Here is an 11,188-nt window from a genome sequence, read left to right on the forward strand (position 1 = left end):
GGCATCGGCCCGTCTTGACACCTCCCCGGGGCGGGCGTAGTCCGGAAGGACAGGAAGGGAGGTCGTCATGCTGGGTGACCTCATCGGACAGGAATCGGGGACGATCACCGGCCGTCGCGTGGTCGGTGGCGAGCACGGCCTGGCCCCGACGGTGGAGACCTCGTTCGCGGCCGGCGGCACGCTGCTCGGCGTCGAGGTGCAGGACATGGGGACCTACCAGGCGCGGATGCGCGCCGACGGGACCCTGGAGGGCGAGGGCCACGGCGTGCTGATGGGCCCGGGCGGCGCGAACGCGACCTGGCACGGCTGGGGCGTCGGCAGCTTCACGGAGAACGGCAACAGCTGGCGCGGCGCGCTGATCTACACCAGCGGCTCGCCCGAGTTCGCCGCACTGCGCGGCAAGGTCGGCGTCTTCGAGTGGGAGGTGGCGGCGGACGGCACGGCCGAGGGGAAGCTCTGGGCCTGGCAGTGAGCGCCCCGTCCGACAGGACACAATGGGGCGCATGACTTCGCTCGCCCACCCGCAGCTGCGCTTCTCACCCGTCGTCAGGGACCCGGAGGGCCCCCGGGAGCTGGTGATCCTCGGATCGACCGGCTCGATCGGCACCCAGGCCATCGACGTGGTGCTGCGCAACCCCGGCCGGTTCAAGGTGGTCGCCCTCTCGGCGGCCGGCGGCCGGGTCGCCCTGCTCGCCGAGCAGGCGATGGAGCTGGGCGTGCACACCGTGGCGGTGGCCGACGAGGCCGCCGTTCCGGCGCTGCGCGAGGCGCTCGCCGCCCAGGCTGCCGGGCGGCCGCTGCCCGAGGTGCTGGCGGGCCCGGACGCGGCCACCGAGCTGGCCGCGATGGAGTGCCACTCGGTGCTCAACGGCATCACCGGCTCGATCGGCCTGCGGCCCACCCTGGCCGCCCTGCGGGCCGGGCGGGTGCTGGTGCTGGCCAACAAGGAGTCGCTGATCGTCGGCGGCCCGCTGGTCAAGGCGGTCGCGAAGCCGGGCCAGATCGTGCCGGTGGACTCCGAGCACGCCGCGCTCTTCCAGGCGCTGGCCGGCGGCACCCGCTCCGAGGTGCGCCGCCTGGTGGTCACCGCCAGCGGCGGCCCGTTCCGCAACCGGACCCGGGACGAGCTGGCCGGGGTGACGCCGGACCAGGCACTGGCCCACCCGACCTGGGCGATGGGCCCGGTGGTCACCATCAACTCCGCCACCCTGGTCAACAAGGGCCTGGAGGTGATCGAGGCGCACCTGCTCTACGACGTCCCGTTCGACCGGATCGACGTGGTGGTGCACCCCCAGTCGGTCGTCCACTCGATGGTCGAGTTCACCGACGGCTCCACCCTGGCCCAGGCCAGCCCGCCGGACATGCGGATGCCCATCGCGCTCGGCCTCGGCTGGCCCGACCGGGTGCCGGACGCCGCCCCCGGCTGCGACTGGACCAAGGCCGCCACCTGGGAGTTCTTCCCGCTCGACACTGACGCCTTCCCGGCCGTCGACCTGGCCCGCGAGGTGGGTACGCTCGGCGGGACCGCCCCGGCGGTCTTCAACGCCGCCAACGAGGAGTGCGTGGACGCTTTCCTCAAGGGGCGGCTCCCCTTCACCGGAATCGTGGACACTGTGGCGAAGGTGGTGTCCGAACACACGGTGGGAACTTCGCTCACGGTGGAGGACGTACTCCACGCGGAGACCTGGGCGCGTGCCCGGGCCCGCGAGCTGGCAGCCGGCTAGCGAGCAGACCTAGGGAGCGGCATGACGGAGGCTCAGCGGTGACATTGGTGTGGTGGGGCCTGGGCATCCTGGTCTTCTTCGGCGGCCTGCTGTTCTCGATCGCCTGGCACGAGCTGGGCCACCTGTCCACCGCCAAGCTCTTCGGCATCCGGGTGCCGCAGTACATGGTCGGCTTCGGCCGCACCGTCTGGTCCCGGAAGAAGGGCGAGACCGAGTACGGCCTCAAGGCGATCCCGCTCGGCGGGTACATCCGGATGATCGGGATGTTCCCGCCGGGCGAGGACGGCCGGATCACCCAGCGCTCCAGCTCGCCCTGGCGGACGATGATCGAGGACGCCCGGGAGGCCTCCTACGAGGAGATCAAGCCCGGCGACGAGGACCGGATGTTCTACACCCGGAAGCCGTGGAAGCGCGTCATCGTGATGTTCGCCGGGCCGTTCATGAACCTGGTCCTGGCCTTCGCGCTCTACCTCGCCGTGCTGATGGGCGTCGGCCAGCTGAACGCCGTGCCCACCGTCTCCTACGTCAACAAGTGCGTGGTGGCGGTCGGCCAGCCGACCGACAAGTGCCCCGACGGCGCGCCCGACAGCCCGGCCCTGCAGGCCAAGCTGCAGGAGGGCGACACCTTCCTCTCCTTCGGCGGCGTCCCGGTCACCGACTACAAGCAGCTCCAGGGCGAGATCCGCAAGGCCGCCGGGAAGCAGGTGTCGATCGTGGTCGAGCGGGGCGGCCAGCAGGTCACCCTGACGGCCAAGCCGGAGAAGAACGTCGTCCAGAAGATCGACGAGGACGGGTACCCGGTCAAGGGCGAGACCGTCGAGGCGGGCTTCCTGGGCTTCGCCCCGCGCCAGGTCATGCAGACCCTGACCTTCGGCGAGAGCGTCGACCAGATGGGCACCATGGCCCAGAACGGCATCTCCTCGCTGATCGCGCTGCCCGGCAAGATCCCCGGCCTGTGGCACGCCATCGTCAGCGACGACCCGCGCCCGGCCGACTCCCCGATGGGCATGGTCGGCGCGGCCCGGATCGGCGGCGAGATGTTCGAGATGGACATCCCCTCCTCCAGCAAGGTGGTCGGCATGGTCCAGCTGCTGGCCGGGATCAACCTCTCGCTCTTCCTCTTCAACATGCTCCCGCTGCTCCCGCTGGACGGCGGCCACATCGCGGGCGCCCTGTGGGAGTCGGTCCGCCGCCGCTGGGCCAAGCTGTTCCGCCGCCCCGACCCGGGCCCGTTCGACGTGGCCAAGCTGATGCCCGCCGCGTACGTGGTGGCCGGTGTGTTCATCTGCTTCACCGCGTTGGTGATGGTGGCCGACCTTGTCAACCCCATCCGCCTGAACTGACCCGGTTCCGTCGGGTACGTGCGTTGGCCACCTCGCCCGTGCCGTACCGTTGGACGCCGGGCGCCTCCTGACTACCGGGGCGCCCGGCCCGGCCGGAGCCGATGGCCGGACCACCACCGCACCCCTGGGGAACCTGCGCACATGTCCGCGATCTCGCTCGGAATTCCGTCCCTGCCGCTCAAGCCGCTGGCGACCCGTCGCGTCTCCCGGCAGATCATGGTCGGCAACGTCCCGGTCGGCGGCGACGCCCCGGTCTCGGTCCAGTCGATGACCACCACCGTCACCGCCGACATCAACGCCACGCTGCAGCAGATCGCCCAGCTGACCGCCTCCGGCTGCCAGATCGTGCGGGTGGCCGTCCCGACCCAGGACGACGCCGACGCGCTGGCCGTCATCGCCAAGAAGTCGCAGATCCCGGTGATCGCGGACATCCACTTCCAGCCCAAGTACGTCTTCGCCGCGATCGACGCCGGCTGCGCCGCGGTCCGGGTGAACCCGGGCAACATCAAGCAGTTCGACGACAAGGTCGGCGAGATCGCCAAGGCGGCCAAGGACGCCGGCACGCCGATCCGGATCGGCGTCAACGCCGGCTCGCTCGACAAGCGCCTGCTGGAGAAGTACGGCCGGGCCACCCCCGAGGCGCTGGTCGAGTCCGCGCTCTGGGAGTGCTCGCTGTTCGAGGAGCACGACTTCCGCGACATCAAGATCTCGGTCAAGCACAACGACCCGGTCGTGATGATCAACGCCTACCGCCAGCTGGCCGCCGCCTGCGACTACCCGCTGCACCTCGGCGTCACCGAGGCCGGCCCGGCCTTCCAGGGCACCATCAAGTCGGCGGTCGCCTTCGGCGCGCTGCTGGCCGAGGGGATCGGCGACACCATCCGGGTCTCGCTGTCCGCGCCGCCGGCCGAGGAGATCAAGGTCGGCATCCAGATCCTGGAGTCGCTGAACCTCCGTCAGCGCGGCCTGGAGATCGTCTCCTGCCCGTCCTGCGGCCGCGCCCAGGTCGACGTCTACAAGCTCGCCGAGGAGGTCACCGCCGGCCTCGAGGGCATGGAGGTGCCGCTGCGCGTCGCCGTCATGGGCTGCGTCGTGAACGGCCCGGGCGAGGCCCGCGAAGCCGACCTCGGCGTCGCCTCCGGCAACGGCAAGGGCCAGATCTTCGTCAAGGGCGAGGTCATCAAGACCGTCCCCGAGTCGAAGATCGTCGAGACCCTGATCGAGGAGGCCCTCAAGCTGGCCGAGCAGATGCAGGCCGACGGCGTGGAGTCCGGCGCGCCGGTCGTGACCGCCGCCGAGTAGTGCACCCCGGGAGGTGCGGGCCCGCGCTCGCACCTCCTCTCCGGTGGGGCGGGCGGAGTAGGGTGCGACAAGCGTTCCTAGTGGTGAGGTGCCCGTGCTCGATCGAGGTGTGATGCTCCCCGGCCCGTTCCAGGTGGCCCGGGCCCTGGCGACCACCCGGGTGCTCGACCCCCAGGACCTCGACGAGGCGCTGGAGATCCTGCACCGGGACCCGGTCGCCAACGCCTTCGTCGCCACCCGGGTGGAGGCCGTCGGGCTCGACCCCTGGCGGCTCGGCGGCGAGATGTGGGGCTGGTACGACGCGGACGGCCGGCTGGAGTCCCTCTGCTACGCCGGAGCCAACCTGGTGCTGGTCGACGCCGGCCCCGAGGCCGTCCGCGCCTTCGCCGAGCGGGCCCGCCGCCAGGGCCGCCGCTGCTCCTCCATCGTCGGCCCCGCCGGGCCCACCGCGGCCCTCTGGGCCTGCCTGGAGCGCAGCTGGGGCCCCGCCCGCGAAGTCCGCGCCCACCAGCCGCTGATGGCCACCCAGAGCCCCGCCCCGGCCTCGATCACCCCCGACCCGCTGGTCCGCCGGGTCCGCAAGAACGAGGTCGACGCCCTGATGCCGGCCTGCGTCGCGATGTTCACCGAGGAGGTCGGCATCTCCCCGCTGGCCGGCGACGGCGGCCTGCTCTACCAGGCCCGGGTCGCCGAACTGGTCGGCGGCGGCCGCTCCTTCGCCCGCTTCGACGAGGACGGCTCGGTGGTCTTCAAGGCCGAGATCGGCGCCGTCACCGCCGGCGCCTGCCAGATCCAGGGCGTCTGGGTCGCCCCCGCCCACCGCGGCCGGGGCCTCTCCGTCACCGGCATGGCCGCCGTCCTCGACATCGCCCTGCGCGAGGTCGCCCCGACCGTCTCGCTGTACGTCAACGACTACAACCTCCGCGCCCGCGCCAGCTACGCCCGGGTCGGCTTCCGCGAGATCGGCGCCTTCATGAGCGTGCTGTTCTGACGCCCGCTCAGCCCGCCGTCCGGCGGGAGCCGAGCTCCGCCGCCACCCGGTGCGCGTAGCCCTCGCGTCCCGTCCTGTCATCGTGCGGCAGGTCGCCATGGTGGTCCGGCAGCCTTTCGTGATCTTCCCGGCCCAGGGAGACCACGTCGGGGAGGCGGGGAGAGTAACGTCCGGGGGCATGGAGCAGCTGACCGAGGTGACGATCGAGGCCGTGGAGTTGGCGGCGTGGGCGGCGGAGGCACTGGAGGTGCAGGCGGTCGCCTTCGGGCTGACGGCCGACGAGGTGGCGGTGCGGCTCCAGATCGTGCGGCGGCACGCGCTGCAGCCGGGGGTGCTGGCCTTCGGGGCGTTCAGCGGGCAGCGGTTGGTGGGCTTCGGGTACGGGATGCCGAACCGGCGCGAGCACTGGTGGAGCACGGTGATCGAGCCGCACCTGGAGCACCACGGGTACGGCGACTGGCTGGACGGGACCTTCGCGGTGACCGAGCTGCACGTGCTGCCCGGCTTCCAGGGGCAGGGGGTGGGGACGCGGCTGATCCGGACCCTGACGGAGTGTTCGGGGGCGGACCGCAGCATCCTGTCGGCGATCGACGCCGAGACGCCCGCCCGTCGGCTCTACCGCTCGCTCGGCTACCAGGACCTGGCGCGGATGGTGGTGTTCCCGAACACGGTCCGCCCGTACGCGGTGATGGGGGCTCGACTGCCGCTGCTTCAGAGCCAGTCGGCGAACTCCAGGTAGAGCTCGGCGGTGTCGGTGGCGCCCGCCTCCAGGTGGCGCAGACCGGCCTCGACGGTCCGGAAGAGGGTCCAGCCGCGCAGCCGGTCGTGGTCCACCTCGACGGCGTCGGCGAGCTGGTGGAGGCGGCGGCGGACGGCGCCGCGCTGGCCGGGGGAACCGGCCAGGGTGTCCATCCGGTCCTGGGCCAACCGGGCCAGGTCCCAGGCGCGTTCGCCGACCAGGGGGCGGGGGGAGACGGCCAGCCAGGGGGAGCGGTCGGCGGCCAGCACCTTGCCGTGGTGGAAGTCGCCGTGCAGCAGGTACGACTCCGCGCCGGAGCCGAGGAGGCCGGTGGCCAGCTCCACCGCCTCGTCGGCCAACGGCGCCGCCTCCGGGGCGAGTTCGCGGCGGCGTCGGACGCCGTCCGCCAGCTCGGCGACCCGCTCGGCCAGCGGGGCGAAGGCGTGGCCGTCCGGCGGTGCGGTCCAGAGCCGCTGGAGCAGCCCGGCCGCCTCCAGCATGGCCTTGGCCTCGGCCAGCGAACGCAGCGGGATGTCCCCGTGCAGGCGCTCCAACAGCAGTGCGCCGTCGGCCGGTTCGGCGGCCAGCGCCAGGACGGCGCCGCGTCCGGCCCAGTGGGCGAGCGCTTCGTGCTCCCGGGCGTTCTCGGGGGTGACCAGGGAGGTCTTCAGGACGGCCGGGGAGCCGTCCTCCCGCCGTACGGTGCAGACCAGCGAGAGCCGGCCGCCGGGCTCCACCACCCGCTCGGGGGTGAGCTCCCAGCGCTCCAGACCGGTGCGGACCAGTCCGGGCAGGGCGGACAGCCAGGCCGCTCCCTCGGCGCCGTACCGGGACCGGACGGCCTCCGCGAGCCGCGCCGGGACGGTGATCTGCTGCCCTGCTGCTGCCGACATGCTGGCCTCTCGGTTGGCACCACCCGGCCGGGCCGGTGCGGCGGTTCACCCGCTCATTGTCGGCCATGGCGGTGAAACCGCTGGTCAGGGGCCCGGCGTGGCGTGCCGACGGTCCGTCAGGAACCGCTGCCGGCCGGTCGGTTGAGGAAGGCTCAGGAGGTGGAGGGTGACGGCGAGGCGGGGCCGCCGGTGGCCGGGAGGCCGGGGAACGCGGTGAGGTCGCCGCCCCAGCGGCGGGCGTTCAGGGCGGCCTCGCGCAGCGCGGTGGCGGCGCTCTGCCGCAGCTCGCCGGTGGAGGCGGAGACCAGGCCCGCGTACACGCCGGCGAGCTGCACCTCGATGTGGGCGGCCAGCTGGCGGGCGGTCTCCGGGCTGTTCACGGTGAAGGGCAGCTGGTACCCGGCCGCGGCGGCGGTCGGGGTGGCCGAGCCGGCGGCCAGCCGGCGCTGCCAGGTGTCCCGCTGCGCCTGGTGCGCGGCGAACACCGAGTGCGCCTCGGCCCGGCCCGGCCCCGGGATGCGGGCACCGACCACGCCGTAGCCGTAGACGGCGGCGTGCTCGGCGGCGAGCGCGGTCTGCAGGGCGGTGGCCGTGGCGGCGGGCAGCGGCACCGGCTTGGGGGAGGCGGTCCCGGAGCCGGCACCGGAGGGCGAGGCGGAGGGGGAACCCGAGGCGGACGCCGACCCGCTCGCCGACCCGGAGGCGGACGCGGCGGCCGAGCCGTCCCCGGGTGCCGCGACCGGAGTGCGGTCGCCCAGCGCGGCGGCGTGCACCGCCCCCGAGGCGGCGACCACCGCCAGCAGCTTGGCCAGCTCCGGCGAGGCGCCCGCGAGCTGCGCCAGCCGGGCCTGGGCGGTGGTCCGCTCGGCGGCCGCCAGCTGCGCGACCGAGCCCACCGCGCCGTCGCCGCCGGAGGCCGCGGGGGAGGCCGGGACAGCCTGGGCGGTCGGGGCAGCGGACCCGCCGCCGGACAACCCGGCCGCCAGCACGGCGCGGTGCTCGGCCACCTCGGCCCGCAGCGCCTTCACCTGCTCGGCCTGGGCCCCGGCCGAGGCGGCCACCGCGTCGTACCCGGCGAGCAGCCGGTCGGTGTCGGCCACCGCCTTGGCCCGCACCGGCCGGTCGGCGTCCTCCCGTTGGCGCTGCTCGGCCGCCGGCCCGTCCTCGTCGGTGCAGCCGCAGACCAGCAGCGAGGCGCCGGTCAGTGCGCCGAGCGCGAGCAGGCTGCGCCGGGTGAGGGACGGCATCGGTGGGGCTCCCGGGTGAAGTCGTGGGAGGGCGTGGGCGGCCCCCCGGTGGCCCGTGCATCATGACAGACGGCCTGCGGCACCGTTGTGACCTTGCTCCCAGCGCGCCCGGCGCACGGGGCCCGCGCGCCGGACGGAGTCGGTGGAACGGCCCGCGACCGGATAGGCTTGCCGCTGCGCTGAGAAGCGAGCCCTACCGACAACAGCAGACGCGGCCGAGGAGTCACCCGGATGAGCACCACCCCCACTGACCGGCTGCGCGCGTTGTTGGAGCCGCTGGCGGCCGAGGCCGGTCTCGACCTCGAGGACGTCACCGTCACCCAGGCGGGCAACCGCCGCCAGGTGCAGATCGACGTGGACGCCGACGGCGGGGTCGACCTGGACGCGATCGCGGACTTCAGCCGGGTGGTCAGCGAGAAGCTGGACGCCGCCGAGGACGTGATGGGCTCCGCCCCGTACGTGCTGGAGGTCGGCTCCCCGGGGGCCGAGCGCCCGCTGCGTGAGCCCCGCCACTGGCACCGGGCCACCGGCCGCCTCGCCAAGATCCACCTGGTGGACGGCGGCGAGATCACCGCCCGGGTGCTGGAGAGCGACGAGGACGGCGCGCTGGTCGAGGTGCAGCCGGTGAAGGGCCGCGGCAAGCCCAAGGAGCGCCGCCTGGAGTTCTCCGAGGTGGCCCGGGCCCGGGTCCAGGTCGAGTTCAACCGCAAGGAAGACGAGGGGCTGCTCGACGAGTCCGCGCCCGTCGAGGACGACACCGACGAAGACGCCGACGACGAGTGAGCACCACCCCGAACATGACCGTGAAGAGAGAAGAGGAGGCGTAGCCGTGGACATCGACATGAGCGCCCTGCGTGGGCTGGTTACCGAGAAGAACATCCCGTTCGACCTGTTGGTCGAGTCGATCGAGTCGGCCCTCCTCATCGCGTACCACCGCACCGAGGGCTCCCGCCGCCGCGCGCGGGTGGAGCTGAACCGCAAGACCGGGCACGTCACCGTCTGGGCCCTGGAGGACGCCTCCGAGCTGGACGAGGGCGTCGAGCCCAAGGAGTTCGACGACACCCCGAGCGGCTTCGGCCGGATCGCCGCCTCCACCGCCAAGCAGGTGATCCTGCAGCGCCTGCGCGACGCCGCCGACGAGAAGACCTTCGGCGAGTACGCGGGCAAGGAGGGCGACATCGTCACCGGTGTCGTCCAGCAGGGCAACGACCCCAAGAACATCCTGGTCGACATCGGCAAGCTGGAGGCCATCCTCCCGCCGCAGGAGCAGGTCCCGGGCGAGGTCTACGCCCACGGCACCCGGCTGAAGTGCTACGTGGTGGCCGTCCGCCGCGGTGTCCGCGGCCCGTCCGTGACGCTGTCCCGGACCCACCCCAGCCTGGTGAAGAAGCTGTTCGCGCTGGAGGTCCCGGAGATCGCCGACGGCACCGTCGAGATCGCCGCGATCGCCCGCGAGGCCGGCCACCGCACCAAGATCGCCGTCTGGTCCCGCCGGGCCGGCCTGAACGCCAAGGGCGCCTGCATCGGCCCGATGGGCACCCGGGTGCGGAACGTGATGGCCGAGCTGCACGGCGAGAAGATCGACATCGTGGACTGGTCCGAGGACCCGGCCGAGATGGTCGCCGCCGCGCTGTCCCCCGCACGGGTGAGCAGCGTGGAGATCGTTGACTACGGTCAGCGCTCCGCACGGGTGATCGTGCCGGACTACCAGCTCTCGCTGGCGATCGGCAAGGAGGGCCAGAACGCCCGCCTGGCCGCCCGTCTGACCGGCTGGCGGATCGACATCCGGCCGGACACCGAGGCCCCCGCAGAGGACGATCGCCGGGAATCCCGGGCCGAGTAGTCACGTTGTAGACGTCCTACCGCGATCGGCGGGGCGGCGTCATGTCCCTCCGGAGGGGTAGACTTGAGCTTGTCTGGCCGGACGCATGTCCGAGCATGCCCGGAACGCACCTGCGTGGGCTGCCGCAAGCGCGCGGCCAAGCACCAGCTGTTGCGTGTCGTGGCGGTCGAGGGCATCTGCGTCCCCGACCTCCGCGGCGCACTGCCCGGCCGGGGCGCACACCTGCACCCCGACCTGGCCTGCCTCGACCTCGCGGTCCGCCGCCGGGCGTTCCCCCGGGCCTTCCGGCTCCAGGGGACGCTCGACACCGCGGCGCTGCGCGAGCACGTCGAGCAGCGGGCGGGTGACATCCCGCCAGGCTGAGAGAACCACCGCAACAAGCACCGGGAGGGCCGGCAGGCCCGCGCCCGGTGCGCACCACGTCAGGTACCTCGCGAGTTGGAAGTAGGTCGAGATTGCGATGAGCACTCGATGAGTACGCGATGAGTACGCCCATGAAGTAGCGATGGTCCGGCGGACGAATACCCCGGACACGTAGACAGGAGCGAAGTGGCTAAGGTCCGGGTATACGAGCTCGCCAAGGAGCTCGGCATGGAGAGCAAGGCCGTCATGGCCAAGCTCACCGAGCTGGGTGAGTTCGTCCGTTCGGCGTCCTCGACGATCGAGGCGCCGGTCGTGCGCAAGTTGACTGACGCTTTGGGAGTGGCTGCCCCCTCGGGCAGCGGTGCTGCCAAGCCTGGCCCGCGGAAGCCCGCGGCGCCCCAGCCCACCGGCGGTGCCGGTGCGGCCGCACCCAAGCCGGGTGCCCCCACCCCCGGACCGCGGCCCGCCGCGACTCCGGGTCCCCGTCCGACCCCGGCCGCCGCGGCTCCCGCCGCCCCGGCCGCCCCCGCCGCGCCGAAGCCGGCCGGCGCCCCGACGCCGGGCCCGCGCCCGGCGGCCCGCCCCGCTGCCCCGGCCGCTCCGGCCGCCCCGGCGGCGGAGTTCTCCTCCCCGGCTCCCGCCGGTGAGGCCCAACCGGCCGCACGTGCCGGTGCACTCCTACGCCAAGGACGGCCCGATGCGCTTCGAGGCCTCCCGGGCCGAGGTTCCCTACGCCCCCAACT

General features: G+C 73.3%; 11 protein-coding genes. 9 read left to right on the forward strand and 2 right to left on the reverse strand.

All coding sequences use genetic code 11. The features are described 5' to 3' along the window. Window positions 1-67: 67 nt before the first annotated feature. From ACWEPF_RS34035 to ACWEPF_RS34060, 6 genes are all read left to right on the forward strand, one after another. Window positions 68-472: a hypothetical protein gene (locus ACWEPF_RS34035; RefSeq protein WP_345285646.1), complete on the forward strand. Its 405-nt coding sequence runs from the start codon at window positions 68-70 to the stop codon at window positions 470-472. Window positions 473-503: 31 nt separating this feature from the next. After that, complete coding sequence (gene dxr / locus ACWEPF_RS34040) at window positions 504-1,724, forward strand: 1-deoxy-D-xylulose-5-phosphate reductoisomerase (RefSeq protein ID WP_452175634.1); 1,221 nt, start codon at window positions 504-506, stop codon at window positions 1,722-1,724. A gap of 38 nt (window positions 1,725-1,762) precedes the next feature. Continuing rightward, window positions 1,763-3,067 carry a M50 family metallopeptidase gene (locus tag ACWEPF_RS34045; protein WP_452175635.1) on the forward strand — a complete coding sequence of 435 codons (1,305 nt, stop codon included), beginning with the start codon at window positions 1,763-1,765 and terminating at the stop codon, window positions 3,065-3,067. A 141-nt stretch (window positions 3,068-3,208) separates the two neighbouring features. Further along, window positions 3,209-4,369 (forward strand): flavodoxin-dependent (E)-4-hydroxy-3-methylbut-2-enyl-diphosphate synthase, encoded by a 1,161-nt coding sequence (ispG, locus tag ACWEPF_RS34050; RefSeq protein WP_345285652.1) that lies wholly within the window; start codon window positions 3,209-3,211, stop codon window positions 4,367-4,369. A gap of 112 nt (window positions 4,370-4,481) precedes the next feature. Next, window positions 4,482-5,360: a GNAT family N-acetyltransferase gene (locus ACWEPF_RS34055; RefSeq protein WP_345285692.1), complete on the forward strand. Its 879-nt coding sequence runs from the start codon at window positions 4,482-4,484 to the stop codon at window positions 5,358-5,360. A 178-nt stretch (window positions 5,361-5,538) separates the two neighbouring features. Next, window positions 5,539-6,099: a GNAT family N-acetyltransferase gene (locus ACWEPF_RS34060; protein ID WP_452175636.1), complete on the forward strand. Its 561-nt coding sequence runs from the start codon at window positions 5,539-5,541 to the stop codon at window positions 6,097-6,099. Here the strand turns inward: ACWEPF_RS34060 and ACWEPF_RS34065 are convergent. Then, entirely contained in the window at window positions 6,072-6,992 is a 921-nt protein-coding gene (locus tag ACWEPF_RS34065; RefSeq protein ID WP_452175637.1) for an aminoglycoside phosphotransferase family protein, read from the reverse strand. The two genes, ACWEPF_RS34060 and ACWEPF_RS34065, sit on opposite strands and share 28 nt — an antisense overlap. 152 nt (window positions 6,993-7,144) lie before the next feature. Further along, window positions 7,145-8,239 carry a ferritin-like domain-containing protein gene (locus tag ACWEPF_RS34070; RefSeq protein WP_452175638.1) on the reverse strand — a complete coding sequence of 365 codons (1,095 nt, stop codon included), beginning with the start codon at window positions 8,237-8,239 and terminating at the stop codon, window positions 7,145-7,147. A 231-nt stretch (window positions 8,240-8,470) separates the two neighbouring features. On the opposite strand from ACWEPF_RS34070, the gene rimP reads away from it, so the two are divergent. From rimP to ACWEPF_RS34085, 3 genes are all read left to right on the forward strand, one after another. Next, window positions 8,471-9,022, forward strand: a complete 552-nt coding sequence (rimP, locus tag ACWEPF_RS34075; RefSeq protein ID WP_345285660.1) for a ribosome maturation factor RimP — start codon at window positions 8,471-8,473, stop codon at window positions 9,020-9,022. A 46-nt stretch (window positions 9,023-9,068) separates the two neighbouring features. Beyond that, the gene (gene nusA, locus ACWEPF_RS34080; RefSeq protein ID WP_345285661.1) at window positions 9,069-10,082 is read left to right on the forward strand and encodes a transcription termination factor NusA; all 1,014 of its coding nucleotides are present in this window, start codon (window positions 9,069-9,071) and stop codon (window positions 10,080-10,082) included. A 69-nt stretch (window positions 10,083-10,151) separates the two neighbouring features. Beyond that, window positions 10,152-10,445 (forward strand): YlxR family protein, encoded by a 294-nt coding sequence (locus ACWEPF_RS34085; RefSeq protein ID WP_345285694.1) that lies wholly within the window; start codon window positions 10,152-10,154, stop codon window positions 10,443-10,445. Window positions 10,446-11,188 lie beyond the last annotated feature (743 nt).

The sequence above is a fragment of the Kitasatospora sp. NPDC004289 genome (genome assembly GCF_053602875.1).